Origin of the sequence: Nitrobacter vulgaris (assembly GCF_031453995.1) — a bacterium.
GTDB classification, from domain to species: Bacteria; Pseudomonadota; Alphaproteobacteria; order Rhizobiales; family Xanthobacteraceae; genus Nitrobacter; species Nitrobacter vulgaris.
Window position 1 is genome coordinate 23,941 of sequence record NZ_JAVDPZ010000007.1, and the last position, 26,979, is coordinate 50,919.

Here is a 26,979-nt window from a genome sequence, read left to right on the forward strand (position 1 = left end):
TTTCGACATCATTTCGCCGTGAGCGGCGCGGATGGGAGCATAATCGGCCCTTGCTTGTAGTCTATCCGGGAAACGGCTAAACGTTGCGCCCGAAAACCGGTGCATGCTGTCAAGATCGAGCGGATTGCCCGTGGTTTCCGTCAGCTCCAAAGTCTTTCTGGAAATTTGCTAGACGATGGTTTTCACGACAGGACGGACAGCGCATGCATGAGCGAAATCCCGATGCTGCCGATCTGACCAAACCGGCCAAACGGACGCTTAGCATCGCTTTCGGATTCGAGCGGATCGGGCTGCTTGCCATGCGCGCGCCGATCCTGTCCTGCATCGTTCTGCTGGCCATGGTCGTCGGCGCGGTGTTCGGAATCCAGCGGATCAAAATTGACGATTCGCTTAGCCAGTTGTTCCGTTCCGATACCAGGGAGTATCGTCAGTACGAGGAAGTCACCAAGCGTTTTCCGTCGACCGAGTTCGATGTGCTGGTGGTGGTCGAGGGCAAGACGCTGCTCGAGCGGGACAACCTCGAAAAGCTGCGGGATCTGGTCACCGATCTGCAACTGGTTGATGGCGTGCGCGGCCTGATCTCGTTGTTCTCGGCGCGTCAGGCGCCGGAGCCTGGCAAATTGCCTGCGGCGCTGTTTCCATCTGAATTGCCGGAAGGTGCCGATTACGACAAGTTCATCGAGACGGTGAAGTCCAACGAGATCATTCGCGGCAAGCTGCTGTCCGAGGATGGCACGCTGGCGCTGGTCGTGCTGTCGCTGCAACCGTCGATCGTCGGCGATAGCAAGTTGAAAACGACCGTTGGCCAGATCCGCAAGGTCATGGACGACGATCTCGCCGGCACCGGACTCACCAAAGAGCTGTCCGGCGTGCCGGTGATGCAGCTCGAAATCCGCAACGCGGTGGAGCGCGACGGGATTATCTATAATGTCGCCGGCATTCTGGCTGGCTGCCTGATCGCGATCGTGTTTTTCCGCAAAGTATCCTTCATGGTGATTGCGGCCTTTCCGCCGCTCCTTGCCATCCTGCTGTCATTGGGCGTTCTGGGTTGGGCGAATTTCAGCCTCAACATGTTCCTCAATGTGATGACCCCACTCATCATGGTCATCAGCTTTTCCGATTCGATGCAGTTGACGTTCGCGGCGCGCGATCGCTTGATCGCCGGCGAGGACAAGTATTCCGCCTTCCGCAATGCTGTCCTCGTGGTCGGGCCGGCCTGCGTCCTGACCCATGGGACCGCCGGAATCTCCTTCCTCGCGCTACAGTTTTCCAACTCGGATTTGATCCGCAGCTTCGGCGAGGCCGGCCTGATGGCGACGATCATCGCGCTCCTGGCGGTGCTGCTGCTGGTGCCGGTGTTCGGAGTTTTGCTTGTTCGTGACGAGCGGCGTTTCGCGGAGAAATTCAAAACGGCGGACTGGGGTGTGCAAGCGCTGCGCCGATTCTGTGCCTGGGTCGCGGTGCGGATGGTGGGGCGCCCTGGTTTCTTCAGCCTGCTGGCCCTGCTGGTGGTCGGCGGTCTTGCGGTGGTCTACGCCAACCTCGAACCGCGCTATCGGCTCGCGGATCAGGTGCCCGACAAGCAGCAGGCGGTGGCGGCCAGCGGCCGTCTCGATGCAAAGCTCACCGGCGCCAACCCGATCGATATCCTCATCGAATTTCCCAAGGGCGAGACGCTGTATTCGCCGCAGACGCTTGCCACCATCGCCGAAGTCCATAGGCTGGTGGAAGAACAGGCCGGCGTCGGCAACGTCTGGTCGCTTGAAACGTTGCGGCGCTGGCTCGCCGAAAAGGCCGGCAGCCACGACGTCGCGACGCTCAAGGAATATGTCAGCGTCATTCCCAAGCATCTGGTGCGCCGCTTCATCTCGGAAGACCAGACTGCAGTCGTGGTCTCAGGCCGTGTGCCCGACAAGGATTCCAGCCAGATACTGCCGGTGGTGGAAAAGCTCGACCACGCCATGGATGCGGTCAGGACAGCGCATCCCGGTTATGAAATCGCTGTCACCGGCCTGTCGGCCATCGCCGCTCGTAACAGCGCTAGCATGATCGAGAAACTCAACCACGGTCTGACGATCGAGTTTGCCCTGGTCGCGGTGTTCATTGGACTCGCATTCCGTTCGGTTGTCGTGATGTTTGCCTGTGTTCTGCCCGGGATTTTCCCGGTCGTGCTGTCCGGCACGGTGCTGTGGGCACTCGGGGAGGGGCTGCAATTCGCCAGCGTGGTGGCTCTCACGGTGTCGTTCGGCCTGGGGCTTAGCGCAACAATCCATTTCCTCAACCGCCTGCGATCGGAGAGCCAGCCGGGTATCGGCGCTGGTAAGGCGGTTGAGCGCGCAACCGTGCTGATGGGACCGGCGCTGATCCTCACCACCGTGGTGTTGGCCTGCGGTCTGGTCGTGACAGTGTTTTCGGATCTGCCGTCGCTGCGCCTGTTCGGTTGGCTCAGCGCCTTCGCCATGGTCGCCGCTCTTGTGGCGGACTTCCTGATCCTTCGCCCGACGGCGATGTGGTTGATTACCTTTGCTGAGCGTTTCCGCCGCGACAGCCAGGCGAAGCCGGCGAAATAAGTTTAAGGTGGCGGATCCAGACACTCTATCAGGTTACGGCCTCAGCTGCGTACCATGGTGATGGAAACGTTTCTGATTTCACCTTTAGAGGTGATCCAGACCGATTGCCTTTTGCCCTGGGTGCGTATCGTCAGGTTTGCGGCATAGCCGGCGGCTTGCGCGAACACTTCGATCTCGCCGCCTCCCGCGCGGCCGCGCATGGAGCCGAACAGATTGCGGCTGGCTTCGCTCCATTGCCCGGTAATCTCACTGCCATGGCTGACAACATTGCTGGAGAGATCGAACCTGTAGCTGTCGCTGGCGCAATGCAGGTTCTGGTTCATGGTCGTGCCTGTGCGGTCCACTCTGTAAGACGCTTTGCAGCGAATGTTCTCTTTCGATCCGTCTGACAGCGTGACCGTGCCTTTTCCAGACCAGTTTCCCCCGAAGCCTGCAAACGGAGCAGACTGGCCGAAGCTAGCCGGGGTGGACAATGCAAGGCCCGCGACAAGGCCCGCTGCACTCGCCGATCTCCGAATCAGCTTGATGGAAAACAGCTTCATGCCCGGTTTCCTATCAAAAGGTGCTTGGCAATGATTTCGTACTGTATCTTTAGTCTTACCGCGCCTCACGAGGTTCAATCTTCAAAGCCGAAGTTGCCGCAGTGTAGCCGCTATGAGCAGATTTGAACCGTCACCAAACTGAGCGGATGGCACTTGACTGACCATCGGCAAACCTGCCACGTGATTTTAGTCGATTATTTCAGGCGTGTTAGAAATTATCATTGGGAAAACTGTTGGGCTGCAGCGGTATCCGGCGGTCGCCGCAATTTTAGCCGCATTCGCAGCGCTTTTGGCATGAGGATGTGCTCAGGAATGGCTCAGGTTGATCGTGATGTGTGCCGCAGCAGACAGACGTTGGCAGCGTTGGCAGCGTCAACACGTTCGTATCCTCTTGCGAACTCTTTCGATATGGTATCGATAAAGGGTTTGTGACGTGATTGCCCTCCAAGATTTGAAATGCCTGTCATCCGGTATGCGCCGCGTTGTGCAGGATCGAACTCTCCCTCGTTGCAGTGAAGGATTATGATGTCCAAGATTTTATTCTCGTTCGCCCTCCTTTTATCATTCGGCTCGACCGTGGCGATGGCGCAGGTCCGAGGGCAACCGTATGGCGGGCAGTTCCAAGGACAACCGTACGGTGGGCAGTTCCAAGGGCTACCGCCCGGCGGGCAGGTCCAAGGGCAACCGCACAGCGGGACTGAAGCGGAACACCGCGCCTGCGCGCGGGACGTCAGCCGTTTCTGCCGTCCAGTGATGGATCAGGGCGATTTCGCGGTTCTCGCGTGCTTGCAGCAGAATCGCCCGAAAATCTCAAAGACGTGTAACCAGGTTCTGGCGAACCACGGCCAGTAAAGCATATCATCTCGCTTTATCCGTTCCCTTTTGTCGCAGCGCCGGACACTGGGGCTAAAAAGCGAAAGATAGCATTGGTTTAGCCCGCAATTTCCCCTATATGGAGCGCGGGCGACTCTCTGCCCGCCGGTTTCCGAACCGGCGGGAGGCCCGATTGCGATTCAGTCAACGTAACCGGTCCTGATGCTTGCCGCGAACCAACTGCGATCCGGAAAGACCCATCGCGACGAGAATTTTCCCGTCGCGTCATGGGTTATTCATCCGCGTCACCGCGGACTGATCCTCGCGTTCTACAATTTCGTCCGGACGGCGGATGACATCGCCGATCACGCTGAGCTTGGCGAAAAGGACAAGCTTGCCTGGCTCGATTTGTTCGAAAGTGAGCTTCTGGGGCAGGGGGATAGCCAGCCCGAAGCCGTGAACCTTCGCAAGGCGCTGGCGCAACGGTCGATGCCTCCGCGCCACGCCGTTGACGTGCTAAAGGCGTTCCGGATGGACGTCACCAAGCTGCGCTACGAGACCTGGGACGACGTGATCGACTACTGCCGCTATTCGGCGATGCCAGTCGGACGATTCATGCTCGACGTGCACGGCGAGAGCGAAGAGACCTGGGTCGCGTCGGATGCGCTGTGCGCGGGCCTGCAGATCAACAACCATCTTCAGGATTGCGCCAAGGATTACAGAAACCTCAACCGCGTTTATCTGCCGCGCGATGCGCTTGCTGCATCGGGCGCCTCCGTGGAGATGCTCGGGGACGACAAAGCCCCGCCGGTGCTCCTGCGATGCTTGCAAGCGCTTGCCGGACGAACCGAAGCATTGCTCAACCAGGGCCGGCCGCTCGCGGGTGAGATCAGGGATATGCGGCTAGGACTTGAAGTCGCCGTGATCCAGATGTTCGCCGACAGGATCGTCGCGCTGCTGAAGGTGCGCGATCCCTTGAGCGAGACGGTTCATCTGAAGCCCCTGCAATTGCTCGGCTACAGCGTCGCTGGCATCACCACGGAAATGCTCCGCCGTTCGGTTCGGCGGCGGCCGATGTCGAACCCGGCTGCTGGCGCATGACAATCGAGACGACAGATGCTAGTTCGGGAGCGACTGCCTCCAGCAGCTCGTTCTACGCGGCGATGCGTATCCTGCCGCGCACGCAACGCGAGGCGATGTTCCAGATCTACACGTTTTGCCGTTACGTGGATGACATTGCCGATTCGGATCATCCGCGGCCCGAACGGCAGGCCGCGCTTCAGCAGTGGCGTGACGACATCGATGCGCTCTATCAGGGGCAGGCCCCAGCGCGGTTGCGCGATTACGCCGCCTCCGTTCGCGCCTTTGGCCTGCGCCGCGAGGATTTCCTCGCCGTCATCGACGGCATGGAAATGGATGTGCTGGCGGATATCCTTGCGCCCGACGATGCCACGCTCGATCTGTATTGTGATCGCGTCGCAAGCGCCGTCGGGCGGCTATCGGTCCGGGTGTTCGGATTGCCAGAGCAGGACGGCATTCTGCTTAGTCACCATCTTGGCCGTGCACTGCAGTTGACAAACATCCTGCGTGACGTCGACGAGGACGCGGCGCTTGGACGGTTGTATCTTCCGCGCGAAGGCTTGCTTCAGGCCGGTATCAGCAGCTTCAATCCGGCCGCCGTGATATCGAACCCGGCGCTCCCGCAGGTCTGTGCCAAGCTGGTGGAGCGGGCGCGGGGACATTTCGCCAAATCGGACGAAATCATGAATCGCAACTCGCGTCGTGCCGTGCGCGCGCCGCGCATCATGTCGAGATACTATCACGCCATATTGGATCTGCTGGAGGAGCGCGGCTTTCAGTCGCCGCGGTTACCCGTCCGCGTAAGCCCCGCGGCGAAGATCGCCATTGTTCTCCGATACGCGTTGATCTGATGCAAAGAACCGTTCATATCGCCGGTGGCGGCATTTCCGGTCTTTCAGCGGGTGTGCGTCTGGCCGATGCCGGCTATCGGGTTCGCGTGTACGAGGCCGCGCAACAGGTGGGCGGCCGTTGCCGTTCCTATTTCGACGGCGCGACCAATCTCACGATCGATAACGGCAACCATCTGGTGCTTTCCGGCAACCACAGTGTGCTGGCCTATGCACGCAAGATTGGTTCCGAAGCTGGCTTGCAGGGGCCGCCGAAGGCCGAATTTCAGTTTATCGATCTTGCCGCCAATAAACGCTGGACCTTGCAGATCAACGACGGGCGGGTTCCGTTCTGGGTTTTCGACCGCAACCGCCGGGTGCCGGATACATCGCTCGCAGACTATTTTGCCCTCGCGCCGCTGATTTGGGCCAATGCCCGCATGCGAGTCGGCAATGCCATCAAGTGCGAAGGCGTGCTTTACAAACGGTTGGTGCTGCCGCTCCTGCTTGCGGCGCTGAACATCGACCCGCCCGACGGATCGGCGGGTCTCGCCGGTACGATCATTCGCGAAACGCTGCTGGCGGGTGGTCAGGCGTGCCGCCCGCTGATCGCGCGCGACGGACTGAGCTCGGTACTGATCGAGCCGGCGATCGACTACATTCGTGCCAGGGGTGGCAGCGTCGATATCGGCCACGAAGTACGGCAGATCACCATGGCGAACGATCGGGTTACGGCGCTCTCGCTGGGCGATCAGACCATCGCGCTCGACCCGGACGATGCCGTCGTGATGGCGGTGCCGCCGCGATCGGCAGCCACGCTGGTGCCCGGCCTGACGGTGCCGACGAAATTCCGCGCCATCGTCAATGCACACTTCCGCTTCGTTCCACCGCCACATCACCCCCCGATGATCGGCGTCGTGAATGGCCTGATTGAATGGCTGTTCGCGTTTCAGGACCGCTTTTCCATCACCATCAGCGGCGGCGACCGGCTGGTGGACATGCCGCGCGAGGAACTGGCGCGGGCGATCTGGAAGGACATCTGCGTGGTCGCGGGTATCGAAGCCGAGATGCCGGCCTGGCAGATCGTGCGCGAGCGCCGCGCCACATTCGAGGCCTCGCCCGAACAGGCAGCCCTGCGTCCGGGAGCGCTGACGGCGTGGAAAAACCTGTTCCTTGCCGGCGACTGGACTGATACGGGGTTGCCGGCAACCATTGAGGGATCGGTTCGCTCCGGAAACCGGGCTGCCGATCACGTTCTGAAAGCCCGTTCAATCTGAGACATCAGTCGCCATGAGTTCCATGAACGCAACGGCCGCGCCGATTGATGACGCCGTCCTCGGGGGCCGCATCGGCGCTGCCACCCGCGGACTGCTGAATTTCGAGCAGCCGGACGGTCATTTTGTGTTCGAGCTCGAGGCCGACGCGACCATCCCGTCCGAATACATCCTGATGCGACACTACCTCGGCGAGCCGGTCGACACAGTGCTCGAAGCCAAGATCGCGGCTTACCTCCGCCGCATCCAGGGCGCGCATGGTGGCTGGCCACTGGTGCATGATGGCCCATTCGACATGAGCGCCAGCGTGAAGGCCTACTTCGCACTGAAGATGGTCGGCGATTCCGTCGACGCGCCACACATGGCGCGCGCGCGCGAGGCGATCCTGTCCCGCGGCGGCGCGGCCAACGTGAATGTCTTCACGCGCTTTCTGCTCTCGTTCTTCGAAGTTCTGACATGGCGCAGCGTTCCGGTCCTGCCGGTCGAGATCATGCTGCTGCCGATGTGGTCGCCGTTTCATCTCAACAAGATTTCCTATTGGGCGCGCACCACCATGGTGCCGCTGATGGTTCTGGCCGTGCTGAAGCCGCGCGCGCGCAATCCGCGCGGCGTCGGCATTCGCGAACTTTTTCTTCAGGATCCGGCCACCGTCCGCACGCCGAAGAGAGCTCCGCATCAGAGCCCGGCCTGGTTCGCATTGTTCAGCGGTCTTGACTGGATCTTGCGAAAGATCGAGCCGCTGTTTCCCAAGTGGCTGCGTGCGCGCGCTATGAAGAAGGCAATTGGGTTCGTCGAGGAGCGACTCAACGGCGAGGACGGCCTCGGCGCGATCTTTCCGCCGATGGTCAATACGGTGATGATGTACGATGCGCTGGGGTTTCCGCCGGAACATCCACCGCGTGCGGTGACGCGACGTGGCATCGACAAGCTTCTGGTGATCGGCAAGGATGAGGCCTATTGCCAGCCCTGTGTATCGCCGATCTGGGATACTGCGCTGAGTTGCCACGCGCTACTCGAGTCCGGCGGACCCGAGGCCCTGAACAGCGCCGGCAAAAGCCTCGACTGGCTGCTCCCGAAGCAGGAGCTCGTTCTTAAGGGCGACTGGGCGGTGAAACGCCCGGACGTGCGACCGGGTGGCTGGGCATTTCAATATGCCAACGGCCATTATCCCGATCTCGATGACACCGCTGTCGTGGTCATGGCGATGGACCGGGTACGCCGTCACGACGGGAGCGATAAATATGACGAGGCGATCGCACGCGGTCGCGAGTGGATCGAGGGGATGCAGAGCCGGGACGGCGGCTTTGCCGCGTTCGATGCCGACAATCTTGAATACTATCTCAACAACATCCCGTTCTCCGACCATGCGGCGCTGCTCGATCCGCCGACCGAGGATGTCACCGCGCGATGCGTTTCGATGCTGGCGCAACTCGGCGAGACGACTGAAAGCAGCCCGTCCTTGGCGGCCGGAGTTGAGTACCTGCGCCGGACCCAGCTCGCCGAGGGATCCTGGTATGGCCGCTGGGGCCTGAACTACATCTATGGCACCTGGTCGGTTCTCTGCGCCCTCAACGCCGCCGGGGTGGATCGCCAGGATCCGGCGATTCGCAAGGCGGTGGACTGGCTGGTCTCGATCCAGAATGCGAATGGCGGCTGGGGCGAGGATGCGGTCAGTTACCGACTCGATTATAAGGGATTCGAGGGAGCGCCCACCACTGCTTCGCAAACCGCGTGGGCGTTGCTTGCCTTGATGGCTGCGGGCGAGGTCGAAAATCCTGCAGTAGCCCGGGGAATCGAGTACCTGATAGACACACAAGCAAAAAAAGGCCTGTGGGATGAGCAGCGCTACACGGCCACGGGGTTCCCACGGGTATTTTATCTGAGGTACCATGGTTACTCAAAATTCTTCCCGCTCTGGGCGCTGGCGCGGTATCGGAATTTGAGAAGCACCAACAGCAAGGCGGTAGGGGTCGGGATGTGAATTTGGGGGCGGCGATTGACGTATCCGCGGGCAATGCCTTTGACCCGCGGCCGGTATTGATTGTGACCGGTCTGGTTCAGGAAGCCCGCATCGCCGCGGGCCCCGGCATGACTGTCATTTGCAGCAGCAGCAATCCCCGGCAGTTGCGGGCGCTTCTCGCGGGGTTCGATCCGTCGACGGTACGCGGCGTGATCAGCTTCGGCGTCGCCGGCGGGCTTGATCCGTCTCTGAAATCGGGAGACGTCGTGGTTGCCACGGAAGTTGTGAACGGTACTTCGCGGTGGCGGGCAGGCCTTGCGCTCAGCGAGGAATTGATCAACGGCTCCGGTTTAGGCGGCCAGAAAGTGGTCCGCGCCGGGCTTGCCGGCGCCGAGCAGGTCGTCCTGGAGCAAGCCGGCAAGGCAGTGCTCCATGCTACGACCGGCGCTTCGGCGGTCGACATGGAAAGCCACATCGCGGCCGCCTATGCTACCGCGGCGGGTCTCCCCTTTGCCGCCTTGCGCGTGATCAGTGATCCCGCAACGCGGGCGCTGCCGGCGATCGCCCGCAACGCCATTAAGCCAAACGGCAACATCGACTTGAAGAAGGTGCTTCGTGGCCTTGCTCGAAATCCGTTCACCCTGGGCGCACTGGTATCTACCGGAGTCGATTTCAATCGGGCGCTCCGCTCCTTGCGCGGGTGCCGTAATTTTCTGTTAGGCGGCGAGAGTCTCGTTCCGGCGGATTATACGGCAACGCCGTCGGTCGCAAGACCGCGGGGGCCAGGCCATCGAAAAGGTCGTACCGGAGAGCCAATCCCGGCGCGAGGCTTTTCCGGTTTGCGAGCGAATGTGCCACAACCCCGTCCGGCTTTGATGGAATTGAAGCCGGGCTCGGCTCTTTAAAGTCAGATTCAAGAAAGTCTGATTTCAACGTCGTTGAATCAGACTCTCTTATTTCTTCTTACTTCTTTGCGATTGAGCATGATCTTGACCGAAAACCGGTTGCCGCTTTTCGGGATCATGCTTTAGCGGCTTCTTGATGCGAACCGGTGCCGCTAACGCTGGATGGCGTCACGCTGCGGTAGAAGCCTTTTGCTCTTTTGCTGCTTCTTTTGCAGCGGCGGCCGCCGCTTCATCCTTGCGGATCTCTGACAGCTTCTTTTGAACCTGCTCGGCAAAGATGTACTGCGCCGGACGCTGCTTGCTGAGGTCGATCTCGGGCGCCATCGGGCCCGTCGTCCGGACGCCGCGCAACGCCACCAACATCGTCTTGAGCGGATTGTTCAGAGCGGCGGTGGCGGCGGTCGGCTCGTAACCGCAATGCGCCATGCAGTTGGCGCACTTTTCGTACTTGCCGGTGCCGTAGCTGTCCCAGTCGGTGGTCTCCATCAATTCCTTGAAGGTCTTGGTGTAACCCTCGCCGAGCAGGTAGCAAGGCTTCTGCCAGCCGAAAATGTTGCGCGCTGGCATTCCCCAGGGCGTGCAATGATATTCCTGGTTGCCGGCAAGGAAGTCGAGGAACAGGCCGGAGTGCATGAAATTCCACTTCTTGCCCTTGCCGAGCGCGAAGACATCACGAAACAGCTTTTTGGTCTTGGTGCGGTTCAGGAAGTGCTCCTGATCGGGCGCGCGCTCATAGGCGTAACCCGGCGACATCGAGACGCCGACGCCAAGCTCGGCCGTAAAGTCGAGGAACTTTGCGATCTCTTCGGCAGGATAGTTGTCGAAAATCGTGGCGTTGACGTTGACGGTGAAACCGCGCGCCTTCGCCGCCTTGATCGCGGAGACCGCGCGGTCGAACACGCCCGTCTGACACACCGACTTGTCGTGGTGCTCGCGCAGACCGTCGAGATGGATCGAGAAGAACAGGTACGGCGAAGGCTCGAACAGATCGAGCTTCTTCTCCAGTAGCAGCGCGTTGGTGCAGAGCGAGACGAACTTCTTGCGCGCGACAAGGCCGCGCACGATCTCGCCGATCTCCTTGTGGATCAACGGCTCGCCGCCGGGAATAGCAACCATCGGTGCGCCGCATTCCTCGGCCGCGTCCCAGCACTCTTGAGCGCTCATACGACGGTTGAGGATCGCGTCGGGATAGTCGATCTTGCCACATCCGGAGCAGGCGAGATTGCAGCGGAACAGCGGCTCGAGCATCAGCACAAGCGGATAGCGCTTGCGGCCCAGCATCTTCTGCTTGATCAGATATCCGCCGATCTTCAGTTCTTTAAAAAACGGTATTGCCATCACAAGTGTTCTCTCTGGAGTTTACCAGCTTAAATTTGAAAGGGATCAGGCTGAGGTGAGTTCAGACGGGAGCCGGAATTCGATGTTTTCTTCCCGTCCCGGCAGTACCGAGACGGCTATCGGCCCGATGCGCTTCAAGGCCTCAATAACGTCGTCGACAAGGACCTCCGGAGCCGAGGCACCGGCCGTAATGCCCACGGCTTTCGCCCCTTTCAACCACTCCGCGTTGAGTTCGCTGCCATCAGCGATGAGGTAACTTGCAACGCCGACTTCGGTGCCGATTTCGCGCAGCCGGTTCGAATTTGAACTGTTGGCTGCCCCGACCACTAGAATAACGTCCACCAGCTTGCTGAGGTCCCTTACCGCAGATTGCCGATTCTGTGTTGCATAGCAGATATCGCGTGTGTCGGGACCCTGAATATCGGTGAAACGCTGCTGGAGTGCGAGAATGATGTCCTTGGTGTCGTCAACGCTGAGCGTCGTCTGGGTGATATAGGCCACCGGCGTATCGGACGGCAGCGTCAGGGCCGCGACGTCATCCACATCCTGAACAAGCAGGACGGGGCCTGGAACCTGTCCCATAGTTCCCTCAACCTCAGGATGGCCAGCGTGGCCAATTAAGATCAGGGTTCGCCCCTTGGACGTGTAGCGTTTGCCTTGGTTGTGAACCTTGGTGACCAGCGGGCAGGTGGCGTTGAGCACGGGCAGGCCGCGAGCAAAAGCTTCTTCTTCCACGCTCCGCGCAACGCCGTGAGCGCTGAACACGGTAACAGCCTTCGGCGGAACCTCCGACAGATCCTCGACGAAAATTGCCCCTTTATCTTTCAGGCTTTCCACAACGTACTTATTGTGAACGATCTCGTGGCGGACATACACTGGGGGGCCGTACTTCTCCAGCGCGCGCTCGACGATCTCGATCGCGCGGACGACGCCTGCGCAGAATCCACGCGGCTGTGCCAGCAGAATTTCAATTGGACGAGGATCAGTCAATTTGCACCTTATGCATTATGCTGTAACTCCACATAGAACTGAACGTTCTTCTAAATAATCCCACGCGCCTTCAAGAAATGTCACAGGTATATAATCTGCGGGTCGCGCTCTCTGGATTTCAACGCTATGATATATATGGCCTTTGCGTCAGAACAAAACGTTGCAATGACGCAGGCTTTTTAGCCGACGATTGATCCGGAACTGGAATTTCCGGTATTATGATATGGGGTACCCGCCCGAATGGCCCTCACTGATTCGTCACTTGCCGTCCGCGGAGTCAACGATATCAAAGCGCTTGAATCGTCGGCAAATCTCCCGAACTAGAACCCACCGCAGGTGTTGCGCACCTTATTCTCTGAAATAGCATACAAAAGTCGTTAGATCCGGCAGAAGAACCGGGCCGGGTCCGTTCATGTGCGTATACGTACATGGTAGCAGAAAGAAAGAATGTGCTGACAGGTATTGTTGTTTCGATCGTTAAGGCTTGCACACGGTTTGCTTGGGTTACTGCGTTGGTTGCGATCGTGCTGGCCGCCGGTGCTGTCTTCTATTCGGCGAAGTACTTTGAAATAAACACTGATATCAATAAGTTAATTTCGCCTGATCTGGATTGGCGGCAGCGTGACATTGCTTTCGAGAAGGCGTTCGACCAGGAAAGACTGATCCTTGCGGTCGTGGAGGCCCCCACGGCGGAATTTGCCAGCACTGCCGGTGCCATGCTGGCCGCGAGACTCAAGAACGACCACCGCAATTTCGAATCGGTTCAGCTACTCGGCGGAGGGCCGTTTTTCGAACGGAACGGCCTGTTGTTCCTTCCCACTGAGGAGGTCAAACAGCTCACGGGCCAGTTTGGCGAGGCCGCGCCGCTGGTCGAGATCATGGCCGGCGATCCGAGCTTGCGCGGGCTGACCGCTGCGCTCGAAACGGCGCTGGTCGGCTTGAAGCGGGGTCAGTTCGAGCTGGACAGCACGGCGCGGCCGTTCTCGGCGATTGCCCAGAGCGTTGAGGACGTCCTGACCAAGGGAAGCGGCACCTTCTCCTGGCGTCAGCTCGCAAGCGACCAGCCCCTGGCCGCTTCCGATCTCCGCTCGCTGATCCAGATCAAGCCGTACCTCGATTTCAATGCGCTCGAGCCGGGCAAGGATGCCACCGATGCGATCCGTAGAGCCGCCTTCGATCTGGATCTTGCCGGCAAGTTTAGTGCGCGCGTCCGACTGACCGGGCCGGTGCCGATCGCCAATGAGGAATTCGCCACCGTGCAGGAGGGCGCCATCGTCAACGGCGTGGGTACGGTGGTGATCGTGCTGGTGATCCTTTGGCTGGCGTTGCGCTCGCCGAAAATCATCTTCGCGGTGTTTGCGACGCTGTTCGTCGGACTCGCGGTCACGACGGCGGTCGGCCTCATGATGGTGACATCGCTCAATCTGCTGTCGATCGCCTTTGCCGTGCTGTTTATCGGCCTCGGCGTTGATTTCGGCATTCAGTACAGCGTCCGCTACCGTTCCGAGCGGTTCAAGACCGACGATCTGGAAAAGGCGTTGTTGGTGGCGGCGAAGCGTTCCTCGGTCCCGCTGTCGCTGGCGGCGATGGCGACTGCGGCGGGTTTCCTGTCGTTCCTGCCGACGGATTACAAGGGTGTGTCGGAACTCGGCAGAATCGCCGGCGTGGGTATGTTGATCGCGTTTCTCACAAGCATCACCGTTCTTCCCGCGTTGCTGCGTCTTCTGAACCCGCCGGGTGAGAAAGAGCCGGTCGGCTACGCGTTTTTGGCCCCGCTCGACCGTTTTCTCGAAGACTATCGCGTGGCGATCGTCGGCGGCACGATTGCAGTTGTCATTCTCGGAGCGCCAGCGCTTTACTTCCTGCGCTTCGATTTCAATCCGATCCACCTAAGGAGCTCAAAGGTCGAATCGATCGCCACATATCTGGATTTGCGGAGAGATCCCGATACCGGCGCGAACGCCATCAACGTGATGGTCAAGTCCGAGCAGGAAGCTCAGCAGGTCGAGGCCCGGCTCGCCGAAGTGCCTGAAGTTGCACGCACCCGGTCGCTCGATAGCTTTGTCCCGGCTGACCAGCCTGAGAAACTCAAGCTGATTGCGCGAGGCGCTAAAATTCTTGGTCCAGCGCTCAATCCGGATTCGATTGATCCGCCGCCCTCCGACGAGGAGAATGTCGATGCGCTGAAGAGCACCGCCGATAGTCTGCGGAAAGCGGCCGGCACTCATCAGGGACCGGGTGCCGCGGCCGCAAAGCGGCTGGCTGACGATCTTACCCGGCTGGCCGATTCGAACGAAGCCATGCGTGAAAAAGCGCAAGCCACCTTCGTCGAACCGCTCAAGATCATGTTCGAACAGCTTCGAAATTTACTGAAGGCCGAACCTGTCACCCTTGAATCCTTGCCGCCGGATTTCGTGAAGCTCTGGAAGAGCGAAGACGGCATTACGCGCGTCGAAGTGTTGCCGCGCGGAGATCCGGACCACAATGAGACGCTGCGAAAATTTGCCAGCGCTGTGCTCGCGGCTGCGCCCAACGCCATCGGCGGGCCGGTATCGATTCTCAAGTCCGGCGACACCATCGTTAAGGCGTTTATCGAGGCGGGACTCTGGGCTTTGATCTCCATCAGCATCCTGCTCTGGCTGGCACTACGCCGAATTACCGATGTGCTGCTGACACTGGTGCCGCTGCTGGTGGCGGGAGCGGTGACGCTCGAGATCTGCGTGATGATCGGGCTTCCTCTCAACTTCGCCAACATTGTCGCGTTGCCGTTGCTGCTCGGCGTCGGCGTGGCGTTCAAGATTTATTATGTTACGGCCTGGCGATCCGGCAGAACGAACCTGCTGCAATCAAGCCTCACGCGGGCGATCTTCTTCAGCGCCCTGACAACCGCGACCGCTTTCGGTAGCCTGTGGTTGTCGAGTCATCCGGGCACGGCAAGCATGGGTAAGCTACTGGCGCTGTCGCTCATCACCACCCTTGCCGCGGTGCTCTTGTTTCAGCCCGCGTTAATGGGCCGTCCCCGCGATGTCGGGAAGTAGACAGATATCGCCGACAGGATCGGTCGGCGGGGTGGCACTGGTAGCGGACTTTTGACCGATGGTCTTGTGCGCAGACTTCGATGGAGCGGTCTTGGCCATGCCTGCCTTCGGCGCGGTGCTGGCAGGACTGTGACTGTTGGACGGGCTGCTTGGAATCGGGGGGGCGGCGCGGGTCCAGGTCTCGCCGCCGCATAGGATGCCGAGCATGCAACCCTTGATCTCGAGCTTATCAGGGTCCAGCAGACGGATGCTGGCCGTTTGAAGCCGGCCGGTGGTTTTCGCGTCGTAGACCTGCCCCTCCCAAAGATCTTCGTTCGCTTTTTTCTTCATATCAAACAGCAATGGCATGCCGAGCGTGGGCCGGGTTTGCTTGGCGTGGTCGGCATTATTGCTGTCGACGCCCGGCTCTTTTTCCCAGGAGATCGCACCCCACATGCTGCCCTTGCATTCGGCCACCCGGACTTTGGCGACCCCGTCGGCAACCAGCCAATCCCCGGTGGGATCACCCGCGAGAGCGGACCCTAATCCCGCTGTCACCAGAGCGGTTGCGACAAGGGAGGAAATAGCGGAAGTTCTGCAATAATCTAAAATGCGCATGGTGTGTCCTGGGCGCTGCAACATGTTTTCAAGCCTGTGCTTAAGTAGAAGGGCTGGGGATCACTGACAAAGTCAAATACCGTGTTCGTGCTTTTCAGTTGACGAAGCGACCATCAACCGAACTATGTAGCGGATGCTATATCCAAATCTAGACGTTTCCGAGATGTTTGTGGAACGGCAGGCGCAGCGCAGCGCGATGCATGTCCGCCACCTCAATGAACAGCTTGTCAGGGTTCTGAAGACCATCGGCTACGACGTTGGTTTCCAAAGTGGGCAGGGCCAATATCTGGTCGATCGCGAGGGCGCACGTTACCTTGATCTATTGAGCGGATTTGGCGTTTTTGCGATTGGTCGGAACCATCCTGTGTTGCGGAATGCCCTGAAAGGCGTCCTCGACAGTGATCTCCCCAACCTTGTGCAAATGGATGTCTCCACGCTGGCCGGTGTTTTGGCTGAGCGGCTGCTCGTTCACGTTCCCTACCTCGACAAGGTCTTTTTTGCGAATTCCGGAGCGGAAAGCGTCGAGGCCGCCATCAAATTCGCGCGTGTCGCCACCGGACGGACGGGCATCGTTTACTGCGATCATGGCTACCACGGACTGACCTATGGCGCGCTCTCGCTGACAGACGACAAGAATTTCCGCGGCGGATTCGAGCCGCTGCTGCCCGATTGCAAAGTGATTCCCTTTAACGATCTCGCCGCGCTGGAGCAAACGTTGTCGTCGCGCCAGATCGCGGCCTTCATCGTCGAGCCGATCCAGGGCAAGGGCGTCAACATGCCCACCGATGAATTCCTGCCGGGAGCTGCCGCGCTGTGTCGGAAATATGGCACGCTGTTCGTGGCGGATGAGATTCAAACCGGCATCGGCCGGACCGGACGGTTTCTGGCCGTCGAGCACTGGAACGTCGAGCCGGATATGGTGCTGCTGGCGAAGGCGTTGTCCGGCGGTCATGTGCCGATCGGCGTGGTGCTGACCCGGAAGCACATCTTCGACAAAATATTCAACCGGATGGATCGCGCCGTCGTGCACGGCTCGACGTTCGCCAAAAACGATCTCGCGATGGCGGCAGGCATCGCCACGCTTGAAGTGCTGAAGGCCGAGAAACTGGTCGAGAATGCCGCGCGGCGCGGCGCGGAATTGCAATTGGCGCTCAACCGCATGGTGCCGGGTTACGAGCTTCTGAAGGAGGTCCGCGGCAAGGGCCTGATGATCGGCGTTGAGTTCGGGCCGCCGAAATCGCTGCGACTGAGGGCATCGTGGAATCTGCTGGAGACTGCCAACAAGGGCCTGTTCTGCCAGCTTATCACCGTGCCCTTGTTCAAGGATCACAAGATACTCACCCAGGTCGCCGGTCACGGCAGCCATACGATCAAGCTGCTGCCGCCGCTCATCATCAATGATGAAGATTGCAAGTGGATCGAGACCTCATTCGACAGCGTCATTGCCGCAAGCCATCAGGTTCCAGGCGCGATCTGGTCACTCGGCAAGACTTTGATGGATAATGCCGTTCGCAAGTCGGCGTGACGCCCTTTCGTCGGCTGAAAATGCTTTAGCGAAGATCCTCGCAACCCGATCGGAAACAAAATGCCTATCGTCAACCGCGTTGCCGATCTGCAATCCGAAATCGCTGGCTGGCGCAGGGATATCCACGCGCAGCCGGAGCTTCTGTACGACGTTCCTCGCACCGCCGCGTTCGTGGCCGACCGCTTGCGGGAATTCGGCTGCGACGAGATCGTGACCGGGCTCGGCAGGACCGGCGTCGTCGGCGTCATCAAGGGCAGACGCCCCGGTGGCGGGGAAGTCAAGGTGATCGGTCTGCGTGCCGATATGGACGCGCTGCCAATTCAAGAGGAAACCGATTTACCTTACGCCTCGAAGACAGCCGGCAAGATGCATGCCTGCGGCCATGACGGCCATACGGCGATGTTGCTCGGTGCCGCGCGTTATCTCGCGGAGACGCGGAATTTCGCCGGCGAGGCGGTCGTGATCTTTCAGCCGGCGGAAGAGGGCGGCGCTGGTGCCGCGGCGATGATCAAGGACGGGCTGATGGATCGTTTCAGGATTGATCAGGTCTATGGCATGCACAACAATCCTGGACTGCCGCTCGGCGCCTTCTCCATCCGGCCGGGGCCTATCATGGCGGCGACCGACAGCGTCGATTTCAGGATCGAGGGCCACGGCGGCCACGCCGCGCGTCCGCATCTCTGTATTGATCCGGTGCTGGCCGGCTCGCAGCTTGTCGTTGCCCTGCAATCGATCGTGTCGCGCAATGTCGATCCGTTGGAATCGGCGGTGATTTCCGTATGTGAGTTCCACGCCGGCAGTACCAGCAACGTCATTCCCCAAACGGCAGAGCTGCGCGGAACGGTCCGCACCCTGAGGGCGGATATTCGCGACTTGATGGAAAAACGGATTCGAGAGGTCGCCGCCGGCGTGGCGCTGACGACCGGCGCCAGGATCCATGTCAAATTCAGGCGCGGCTATCCGGTCACGGTGAATCACCCCGAGCAGACAGATACCGCGATCAGGATCGCAAAAGAGATTGCTGGCGATAATAATGTACACGGGACGCCGCCGATGATGGGCGCGGAGGATTTCGCCTATATGCTGGAAGCGCGGCCCGGCGCCTTCATCTTCATCGGCAATGGCGACAGCGCGGGCCTGCATCATCCCGCTTACAACTTCAACGACGACGCCATCGTGTACGGCACGTCGTACTGGATCAGGCTGGTCGAGACCACGCTGGCGGCATAAGGTGCTTTGCACACAGAACTTGCTATGCGCCGCTACCAGCGGCCATCACGCCGCCTTGTCGCGCTGCAGTTGTGTCGCGGCAATTTTCAGATCGCCGACAAAGCGCTCATATTCGCGGGCTCTGGCGTCCTGATCCGGCAGCCGCAGCAGATAGGACGGATGCACCGTCACCAGCGCCTTGCGTCCGTCGGCCATGTCGATCAGCCGTCCACGTGATTTGTTGATTGGCGTGATTTTGCCGAATACGCTTTGCGCCGCGGTCGTGCCCATCGCCACCACCAGCGGCCGGATTGATTGCCGCCAGCTCGCGCTCATACCATTGGCGGCACGCCCTGATTTCCGGCGTGTTCGGCTTCTGGTGCAGTCTGATCTTGCCGCGCGGCACGAACTTGAAGTGCTTCACGGCATTGGTAACGTAAACCTTCTTGCGGTCGATTCCGGCTTCCTTGAGTGCGCGGGCAAGCATCTGTGCCGCAGCTCCATGGCTCTCCAATCCTTTGGTTTCACAAACAAAAACGAGGTTGGCGATCTTGGCGAAAGCATCGCCGGAAAGTCCTGGTTGACTCTTGGCTTTGGCCGACATTTACTAGAACATATAGTGAACACTCAGGCTTGTCATCGGCTCTGATGTCACGGACGGATTTTTGATCATGCCTGGAACCGGAAGCAGCGCAGGGAAGCTTGCGCGCCTGCGTGACCGCATCGCGCGCATCGAGACCGATCACGGGGGCGGAATGCCGGACCGGGTGGCGCTCGGTCATGGCGAGGCGGATGCCGTGCTGCAGGGCGGGCTTGCGCAGGGTGCCGTGCATGAGGTGTTCGCGAAGGGGCGGCATAGCGCGGCGGCAACAGGGTTCATCGCAGGTCTTGCGCAGCGTGTCGGCAAGGATCGGCCGCTGCTCTGGGTGCGGCAGGATTTTGCCGCGCGGGAATCCGGTGCGCTGTCGATGCGTGGATGGCGGGAGATCGGCCTCGACCCCTGTCTTTTGGTGACGGTCCATGCGCCGGATGTGGAGAGCGCGTTGCGGACAGCGGCCGATGCGCTGGCCTGCGATGCGCTCGGCGTCGTGGTCATCGAGATTTGGGGGGAGACGCGTCTGTTCGATCTCGTCGCCAGCCGCAGGCTGACGCTGGCGGCGCGGGCCTCCGGCGTTACCGGGCTGCTGCTACGGGTGGCGGCAAGCCCGCTGCCTTCGACGGCGGAGACACGGTGGATCGTGCGCCCGGCGCGCTCGCCGCCAGGCGCGGCATGGCAGGCGTGGGGCGCCCCCGTGCTCGAAACACGACTTGTCCGTAATCGTCATGGCCAGACCGGCCAATGGATCATGGAGTGGAAGTGTGATGAGTGCCTCTTCCGTGACGTCTCGTTCCATGACTCCGAGACGCATCCTCAGCCTGTGGCTGCCGCGGCTGCCGACCGACCGCATCCGGCGCGAGTTATTGCGCTCCGGCGTGCCGGCTGAAGCAGGAGGCTCACAATCTGGCGCGGCAAAGACAAAGGGAAAGTCGCCCCATATCGTCGTTGCCAAACAAAACAACGCGCTGGTCATCACCGCGCTGGATGATGTGGCTGCACGTCTTGGCCTTGCGGTCGGGCTGCCGCTGGCCAATGCCCGTGCGATCTGTCCCGACATCGACGTGTTCGATGCTGACGATATTGCGGACGAGCAAACATTGAACGGCATCGCCGACTGGTGCGACCGCTTCACGCCGTTGGTGGCGCTCGATCCGCCGCACGGTTTGCTGCTCGACATTACCGGCTGCGCGCATCTGTTCGGCGGCGAGGCCGCGCTGATGAACGCGCTGTGCGACGCGCTGAGGCGACGTGGCTTTGTTGTGAGCGCGGCGATCGCAGGCACGCAGGTCTGCGCGCGAGCGTTGACGCGCCATGCCCATGGCCGGATTGTCGCGCCTGGCGCGGAGCTGGAAGCTGTTGCGCCGCTGCCGGTGTTCACGCTGGGGGCCGATGATGCGATCACGCGCGGGCTGCGCCGTGCCGGGTTGAAAACCATCGGCGATGTCGCTGCACGCGGCCGCCACGAGATCGCCGCGCGTTTTGGTGTCGCTTTCACAGCGCTCCTGGAACAGGCGCTGGGGCAAGGCGATATGCCAATTAATCCACGCAAGCCGCCGCCGGATTATATCGTCGAGAAGCGGTTTGCCGAGCCGATCACCACCGACGGCGCAATCGCGATGACGCTGGCAGGTCTTGCGCGCACACTCATCGCCGCGATGGAAAAGCATGGCAAGGGCGCGCGGCATCTGGAAGCGAGTTTTTTCCGCACCGACGGCGCGGTGCGAGTCATCGCAGTGGAGACCGGCCGCCCCGTCGCGCGCGGCGAAATCGTCGATCGCCTGTTCCGCGAGCGGCTCGATGCGCTGATCGATCCGCTCGATCCTGGTTTCGGCTTCGATCTGGTGCGGCTGTCCGCAGTGCGAACCGAGTCGGTTGTGCAGGAGCAGCGCGAGCTCGATACGCATGTTCAGGACAATGACGAAGTGTCGGCGCTGATCGACCGCATTGCCGCGCGCATCGGCAGCCATCGCGTCGTCGTGCATCTGCCACAGGATACGCATATTCCCGAACGCGAGGCTCTCTCATTACCGGCGCAACAGCATCTCGTGACGGCCATGCGCGCCGAGTGGCCCGCACGTATCGGGAACGAGCCGCCGCTCCGGCCGTTGCGGATGTTTGCGCGACCGGAGCCGATCGAGGTGAAGTTGGCGGAGGTGCCGGACAAGCCACCGCGTCATTTCATCTGGCGGCGTGTCACTCATACGGTGGTTCGTGCCGAAGGTCCCGAGCGCATTGCGATGGAGTGGTGGCGGACGCAGGAGGCAAGGCCGACGCGGGATTACTTTCGCGTCGAGGATGAAAGCGGATTGCGGTTCTGGCTCTATCGCGACGGTCTTTATGAAGCGGCTGAGAACGGCGATACCGCACCGCCAAAATGGTTTGTCCACGGGCTGTTCCCATGAAGCATCCGCGCGACATTCCACACTATGCCGAAATCGGCATTGCCACCAACTTCTCGTTTCTGTACGGCGGGTCGCACCCGCAAGAATATGTGCATCAGGCGAGCGAGCTGCGGCTGCCTGTCATCGGCATTGCCGATCGCAACACGCTGGCGGGGGTGGTGCGCGCCTATACGGAGCTGGGAAACCCCGAGGTTCGTTATAAGCCGCGGCTGCTGATCGGATCGCGTCTCGTTTTCATCGATGGGACGCCGGACATTCTTGTCTATCCCAGTGATCGCAACGCCTATGGCCGGCTCTGTCGGTTGTTGACCCGCGGCAAGCGGGCGGCGGAGAAAGGCGAATGCCATCTGAGGCTGGATGATCTGCTGGAGTTTTCCGAAGGCCAGCTTCTTGTGCTGACTTTGCAGCATCGTTTTGAAACGACGAAAGTCCTGAAGGTGCTGGACCGGTTGCGGCAGAGTCGCGCGGACGGCGTCTGGCTCGCGGTAAGTCTGCTCTATCGCGGTGACGACCGGCGCCGTTTGCAGCGATTGCAGCGGATCGCGGCCGCCGCCCGCGTGCCGCTGCTTGCGACCAACGAGGTGCTGTACCATCACCCTGTACGCCGTCCGTTGCAGGATGTCCTCACCTGCATTCGTGAAAAGATCACGATCGATGCCGTCGGGCGAAAGCTCGAAGCCAACGCCGAGCGGCATCTGAAACCGGCGCATGAGATGGCGCGGTTGTTTCGTGATATCCCGGAATCTATCGCCGAAACGGTGGCGTTCGCTTCGCGCATCGCATTCACCCTCGATCAGCTTCAATATCAGTATCCTGACGAACCGGTGCCCCCCGGCAAGACGGCGCAGTGTCATCTTGAAGATCTGACGTGGGCCGGCGTCGCAAAATATTTTCCGGAAGGGTCGGACGACAAGTTGCGTGCGGTGCTGCGCAAGGAACTCAACCTGATCGCCGAACTTAAATACGCTCATTACTTTCTCACCGTGCATGACATCGTGCAATGGGCGCGCAGCCAGAACATCCTGTGCCAGGGGCGCGGCTCGGCGGCGAATTCGGCCGTGTGCTATGTGCTCGGCATCACCGCGGTTAATCCGGCTGAGACCGATCTTCTGTTCGAACGGTTCATCTCGAAAGAGCGGCTGGAGCCTCCGGACATCGACGTCGATTTCGAGCATTCGCGCCGCGAGGAGGTGATGCAGTATGTCTATCGCCGCTATGGCCGCCATCGCGCCGCGATCATCGCCACCGTCATTCATTATCGGCCGCGCAGCGCCATCCGCGATGTCGGAAAGGTGCTGGGGCTGACCGAGGATGTCACGGCGGCGCTCGCCGACACGGTGTGGGGGAGCTGGGGCGATGATGTCAGCGACATGCAGATCAGGCAGGCTGGGTTCGATCCACAAAACCCGATGGTGCGCCGCGCTATTGCGCTTGCCACCGAGTTGATCGGATTTCCGCGTCATCTATCGCAGCACGTCGGCGGCTATGTGCTGACGCAGGATCGGCTCGACACCTATGTGCCGATCGGTAATGCCGCGATGGACGATCGCACCTTTATCGAGTGGGACAAGGACGATGTCGACGCCATGCGGATGATGAAGGTCGACGTGCTCGCGCTCGGCATGCTGACTTGCATCCGCAAATGCTTTGATCTGATCGCCGAGCACAAGGGGAAGCGTTACGAGCTGGCGGACATTAAGTCGAGGGACGACGACGAAGTCTATCAGATGTTGCAGCGAGGCGAATCCCTCGGCGTGTTCCAGGTCGAAAGTCGTGCGCAGATGAACATGCTGCCGCGGCTGAAGCCGCGCACATTCTATGATCTCGTGATCGAGGTCGCCATCGTCCGTCCCGGGCCGATCCAGGGCGACATGGTGCATCCCTATTTGAAGCGGCGAGCCATGAAGCCGGAGGATATCGACTATCCCTATCCGAAGGGTGGCAACAGGAATGAACTGCGCAACGTGCTGCACAAGACGCTCGGCGTGCCGTTGTTTCAGGAGCAGGCGATGCGGATCGCCATCGAAGCCGCGAAGTTCACATCTGAGGAAGCCAATGGCCTGCGCCGTGCGATGGCGACATTCCGCAACGTGGGGACCATTGGCTCCTTTCAGGAGAAAATGGTCGGCAGCATGATTGCGCGCGGCTACGATCCGATATTCGCGAAAAACTGTTTCGAACAGATCAAGGGATTCGGGTCTTACGGCTTCCCCGAGAGCCACGCGGCGAGCTTCGCGCAGCTCGTCTATGTCTCGTCATGGCTGAAGTGTTTCCATCCCGACGCGTTTTGCTGCGGTCTATTGAATTCGCAGCCGATGGGCTTTTACGCACCGGCGCAGATCGTCGGCGATGCCCGCAAGAACGGCGTCGAGGTGTGGCCGATCGACGTCTCGTTCAGCCATTCGCAGAACACTCTGGAAGAGCGTGTGGGCGCGCATCACGCGGTGCGGCTCGGCTTCCGTCAGATCGACGGATTCAAGTGGGTTGATAGGGATGAGGAGTATTTGAAACGAGACAAGATTCGGTCTCGGAATAACGAGTTAGACGACTGGGGAGAGCGTATCGTCGCCGCGCGGCGGCACCGCCCCTTCACCTCCATCGAGGATTTTTCCCGCGACACCAAACTGCCGAAGCGCGCGCTGATCCTGCTGGCCGATGCCGATGCTTTTCGCTCGCTCGGGCTCGACCGCCGTGCGGCGCTGTGGGCGGTGCGCCGACTGCCGGACGACGTGCCGCTGCCATTGTTCGAAAGCGCCGTCGCGCGCGAGCTGCCGGACGAACATGCCGCGCCGCTGCCCGGGATGCCGCTGCCGGAGCAGGTGGTTGCCGATTATCAGACCGTGCGGTTGTCGTTGAAGGGCCATCCGATGGAATTCCTGCGCGCGATGTTCACCCGCGAGCGCCTGGTGAGTTGCGCCGAGATTTGCCATGCCAATGACAGGCGGCGCGTCAAGTGTGCGGGCGTGGTGCTGGTGCGGCAGCGGCCGGGCAGCGCCAAGGGCGTCGTCTTCATGACGCTGGAAGACGAGACCGGAATTGCCAATATCGTGGTGTGGCCGAAGATCATGGAGCGTTACCGCAAGGAGGTGATGGGCGCGCGGCTGATCGAGGTGGAGGGCCATATCCAGAGCAGCCCGGAGCAGGTCGTACATCTTATCGCAAGCAAGCTGACCGATCGCTCAACCGAGCTGATGCATCTGGCGAACGATGCGCTCGTGCCCAGGCATCCGCTGCCGCCGCCGGTCACACCGGCCGAGCCGCTCAACGACGACCGCCGCGAACACCCCGACAATCCGGCACAGAGAGTTCGTCACCCGCGCAACGTGCGCATTCTGCCGCGCTCGCGGGATTTTCATTGAGTTATTCGTTATGCCGGGCATAGCCGCCCGGAAGGAAAACGGCATTGCTTCGCTTGCCTATGACCCCGGCATCCATATGGATTTCCGCTTCAAGTTCGGCAAATGACGGCCTCAAGCCTGATCGTGCCCTCTCACTCCACCGACGCGCCGACAGGCGGTCCGCCCGGTGGGCGATGCAGGAAGGTGATCGTCGCGAACGCGCCGAGCCAGGAGCCGACCGCGGCGAAGGCCACATAGACCCAGTTCTCGGTATAACTGATCACGGCGAAGGACGAGAGCAGGTACCAGATGCTGCTCCAGGTCGCCGCCGGAACGCGCCGTCGCGCCACCACGGCCGAGGTGAACATCACATAAACGGCATCGGTCGCCGCGGTAGCGAGTACGACACCCACGGCGGTCAAGGGATCAATAGCGGCCATGACAGCTCCTTGCATTCGCATAAACATGAAATAGGGCCGGTGCGCTGTCCCGCGCCGTATCGCATCGGCAGTTGACGTTGGATGGCAAATATTAATGCGCCGGTATGCATTTGCTGGAAATCAACGTTGCGATCGGCGCCGATTGATTATCGTCCGCCTCATACCCGAAAACGAAGACGCCGCCGGTACAAATAACGTATTTCATTTCTTGCGGCGGGTGACATAACCCGCAGTCGGACCATTCACGGAGAAGCAGGTATGAGCGAGGCGGAGCAGGGCAAATCCATCGGAATGGCGGAACTGAAGGCTGCCGCCGCTCGGCTCGCCGGACGAGTGATTCGTACGCCGCTGGTTCATTCGCGCACGCTGTCCGAAATCACCGGGGCCGAGGTCTGGCTCAAGCTGGAAAATCAGCAGTTCGTCGCCTCTTTCAAGGAACGCGGCGCGGCCAACAAGCTCCTCACGCTGTCGGCGGACGAAGCGCGGCGCGGCGTCATCGCCATGTCCGCGGGCAATCACGCCCAGGGCGTTGCCTATCACGCTCATAATCTCGGAATCGCCGCCACGATCGTGATGCCGAAATCAACGCCTTTTGTGAAGGTGTCGCGAACCAGGAAGCTCGGGGCGCGGGTGCGGCTCGAGGGCGAAATGCTGGCGGAGTCCGCCGCGTTTGCCCGGCAACTGGCCGCGGATGAAAATCTTGTCTTTGTCCATCCCTACAACGATCCGGCCGTGATCGCCGGGCAGGGCACGGTGGCGCTCGAGATGCTGGAAGATCAGCCGGCGCTCGATTGTATCCTTACGCCCGTCGGTGGCGGCGGACTGGTCGCGGGTTGCGCGATCGCGGCGTCGGGTCATGCGTCGGCGGTCGAGGTGATCGGTGTCGAAGTGGAGTCGTACGCCGCCGTGGCGCAGCATCTCGCTGGGCATCCGATCTCGGTCGGCGGCGCGACCATCGCCGAAGGCATCGCGGTGCGCGATGTCGGTTCGCTGCCGCTGGCGATCCTCCGTGAGTATGGCATCGAGGTGATGACGGTCGCGGAGCGTTTGATCGAGAAGGCCGTCATCCAGATGCTGGAGATCGAGAAGACCGTGACGGAAGGTGCGGGCGCGGCCGCGCTTGCGGCGCTGATGAGCGATCCCGGGCGGTTCGTCGGGCGCAAGATCGGCTTGATCGTCTCCGGCGGTAACATCGATACGCGCACGCTCGCCAACGTGCTGATGCGAGGGCTGGTCCGCGACGGCCGGCTGATCGATCTCGTCGTGGAGATTTCTGACAAGCCCGGAGCGCTGGCCGAACTCGCATGCGTCATTGCCGAACTCCGTGGCAACATCGTCGAGGTGCAGCACCAGCGTCTGTTCAGCGCTTTGTCCGCCAACATGACCGAGGTCGAGCTGGTGATCGAGGCGCAGGACACCGCGCACGGCAGCGCCATCGTCGCCGGCCTGGAAGCCAAAGGCGTGAGAGCGCGCCGCCGCGACCGGCTGGTGCTATCAAGGGATTGAGAACGCCATTACATTGGATCGTTGCAG

Annotated in this window: 19 protein-coding genes and 1 pseudogene; 14 read left to right on the forward strand and 6 right to left on the reverse strand. The window is 60.8% G+C overall.

Features of this window, described 5'->3' with window-relative positions; translation table 11 throughout:
- The first annotated feature begins 203 nt into the window (after positions 1 to 203).
- Positions 204 to 2,570: an efflux RND transporter permease subunit gene (locus GGQ85_RS06040; protein WP_309773781.1), complete on the forward strand. Its 2,367-nt coding sequence runs from the start codon at positions 204 to 206 to the stop codon at positions 2,568 to 2,570.
- Between the two features lie 41 nt (positions 2,571 to 2,611).
- On the opposite strand, the gene GGQ85_RS06045 is transcribed toward GGQ85_RS06040, so the two are convergent.
- A complete protein-coding gene (locus GGQ85_RS06045) occupies positions 2,612 to 3,112 on the reverse strand; it encodes a hypothetical protein (protein ID WP_309773782.1) in 501 nt (166 codons plus the stop codon).
- Positions 3,113 to 3,694: 582 nt separating this feature from the next.
- Here GGQ85_RS06045 and GGQ85_RS20815 point away from each other — a divergent pair.
- From GGQ85_RS20815 to GGQ85_RS06070, 6 genes are all read left to right on the forward strand, one after another.
- The gene (locus GGQ85_RS20815; protein WP_374708853.1) at positions 3,695 to 3,964 is read left to right on the forward strand and encodes a hypothetical protein; all 270 of its coding nucleotides are present in this window, start codon (positions 3,695 to 3,697) and stop codon (positions 3,962 to 3,964) included.
- A 183-nt stretch (positions 3,965 to 4,147) separates the two neighbouring features.
- A complete protein-coding gene (gene hpnC, locus GGQ85_RS06050) occupies positions 4,148 to 5,026 on the forward strand; it encodes a squalene synthase HpnC (protein ID WP_309773783.1) in 879 nt (292 codons plus the stop codon).
- Entirely contained in the window at positions 5,023 to 5,856 is an 834-nt protein-coding gene (hpnD, locus tag GGQ85_RS06055) for a presqualene diphosphate synthase HpnD (RefSeq protein ID WP_309773785.1), read from the forward strand. The genes hpnC and hpnD overlap by 4 nt, the downstream gene beginning before the upstream one ends.
- Positions 5,856 to 7,109 (forward strand): hydroxysqualene dehydroxylase HpnE, encoded by a 1,254-nt coding sequence (gene hpnE / locus GGQ85_RS06060; RefSeq protein WP_309773786.1) that lies wholly within the window; start codon positions 5,856 to 5,858, stop codon positions 7,107 to 7,109. The genes hpnD and hpnE overlap by 1 nt, the downstream gene beginning before the upstream one ends.
- Positions 7,110 to 7,122: 13 nt before the next feature.
- Positions 7,123 to 9,087, forward strand: a complete 1,965-nt coding sequence (shc, locus tag GGQ85_RS06065) for a squalene--hopene cyclase (protein ID WP_309773787.1) — start codon at positions 7,123 to 7,125, stop codon at positions 9,085 to 9,087.
- Positions 9,084 to 9,971, forward strand: coding sequence for a phosphorylase (locus tag GGQ85_RS06070; protein WP_309773788.1), 888 nt, complete (start codon positions 9,084 to 9,086; stop codon positions 9,969 to 9,971). Before shc ends, GGQ85_RS06070 begins: the two co-directional genes overlap by 4 nt.
- Positions 9,972 to 10,139: 168 nt before the next feature.
- On the opposite strand, the gene hpnH is transcribed toward GGQ85_RS06070, so the two are convergent.
- Entirely contained in the window at positions 10,140 to 11,309 is a 1,170-nt protein-coding gene (hpnH, locus tag GGQ85_RS06075; RefSeq protein WP_079447298.1) for an adenosyl-hopene transferase HpnH, read from the reverse strand.
- A 45-nt stretch (positions 11,310 to 11,354) separates the two neighbouring features.
- The gene (gene ispH, locus GGQ85_RS06080) at positions 11,355 to 12,281 is read right to left on the reverse strand and encodes a 4-hydroxy-3-methylbut-2-enyl diphosphate reductase (RefSeq protein WP_309773884.1); all 927 of its coding nucleotides are present in this window, start codon (positions 12,279 to 12,281) and stop codon (positions 11,355 to 11,357) included.
- A gap of 467 nt (positions 12,282 to 12,748) precedes the next feature.
- Between ispH and hpnN the strand changes: the two genes are divergently transcribed.
- Entirely contained in the window at positions 12,749 to 15,337 is a 2,589-nt protein-coding gene (hpnN, locus tag GGQ85_RS06085; protein WP_309773789.1) for a hopanoid transporter HpnN, read from the forward strand.
- On the opposite strand, the gene GGQ85_RS06090 is transcribed toward hpnN, so the two are convergent.
- Positions 15,305 to 15,934, reverse strand: a complete 630-nt coding sequence (locus GGQ85_RS06090; RefSeq protein ID WP_244553505.1) for a DUF2147 domain-containing protein — start codon at positions 15,932 to 15,934, stop codon at positions 15,305 to 15,307. The two genes, hpnN and GGQ85_RS06090, sit on opposite strands and share 33 nt — an antisense overlap.
- A 133-nt stretch (positions 15,935 to 16,067) precedes the next feature.
- Between GGQ85_RS06090 and hpnO the strand changes: the two genes are divergently transcribed.
- A complete protein-coding gene (gene hpnO, locus GGQ85_RS06095) occupies positions 16,068 to 17,459 on the forward strand; it encodes an aminobacteriohopanetriol synthase HpnO (RefSeq protein WP_079447295.1) in 1,392 nt (463 codons plus the stop codon).
- A 60-nt stretch (positions 17,460 to 17,519) separates the two neighbouring features.
- On the forward strand, positions 17,520 to 18,689 hold the full coding sequence (locus GGQ85_RS06100) for a M20 aminoacylase family protein (RefSeq protein WP_079447294.1): 1,170 nt from the start codon (positions 17,520 to 17,522) through the stop codon (positions 18,687 to 18,689).
- A 45-nt stretch (positions 18,690 to 18,734) separates the two neighbouring features.
- Here GGQ85_RS06100 and GGQ85_RS06105 read toward each other — a convergent pair.
- A pseudogene (locus tag GGQ85_RS06105) lies at positions 18,735 to 19,221 on the reverse strand (UdgX family uracil-DNA binding protein); the annotation flags it as partial.
- A gap of 118 nt (positions 19,222 to 19,339) precedes the next feature.
- Between GGQ85_RS06105 and GGQ85_RS06110 the strand changes: the two are divergent.
- Genes GGQ85_RS06110 through GGQ85_RS06120 form a run of 3 tightly spaced genes read left to right on the forward strand, consistent with a single transcriptional unit; the run spans position 19,340 to position 25,027 of the window.
- A complete protein-coding gene (locus GGQ85_RS06110) occupies positions 19,340 to 20,152 on the forward strand; it encodes an ImuA family protein (protein WP_309773790.1) in 813 nt (270 codons plus the stop codon).
- Complete coding sequence (locus GGQ85_RS06115; RefSeq protein ID WP_309773791.1) at positions 20,061 to 21,668, forward strand: DUF6504 family protein; 1,608 nt, start codon at positions 20,061 to 20,063, stop codon at positions 21,666 to 21,668. Before GGQ85_RS06110 ends, GGQ85_RS06115 begins: the two co-directional genes overlap by 92 nt.
- Positions 21,665 to 25,027 carry an error-prone DNA polymerase gene (locus GGQ85_RS06120; RefSeq protein ID WP_309773792.1) on the forward strand — a complete coding sequence of 1,121 codons (3,363 nt, stop codon included), beginning with the start codon at positions 21,665 to 21,667 and terminating at the stop codon, positions 25,025 to 25,027. The genes GGQ85_RS06115 and GGQ85_RS06120 overlap by 4 nt, the downstream gene beginning before the upstream one ends.
- 131 nt (positions 25,028 to 25,158) lie before the next feature.
- Here the strand turns inward: GGQ85_RS06120 and GGQ85_RS06125 are convergent, their stop codons facing one another.
- Positions 25,159 to 25,446 carry a hypothetical protein gene (locus GGQ85_RS06125; protein WP_079447291.1) on the reverse strand — a complete coding sequence of 96 codons (288 nt, stop codon included), beginning with the start codon at positions 25,444 to 25,446 and terminating at the stop codon, positions 25,159 to 25,161.
- Between the two features lie 258 nt (positions 25,447 to 25,704).
- On the opposite strand from GGQ85_RS06125, the gene GGQ85_RS06130 reads away from it, so the two are divergent.
- Positions 25,705 to 26,952 carry a threonine ammonia-lyase gene (locus GGQ85_RS06130; RefSeq protein ID WP_079447290.1) on the forward strand — a complete coding sequence of 416 codons (1,248 nt, stop codon included), beginning with the start codon at positions 25,705 to 25,707 and terminating at the stop codon, positions 26,950 to 26,952.
- Positions 26,953 to 26,979: the final 27 nt, after the last annotated feature.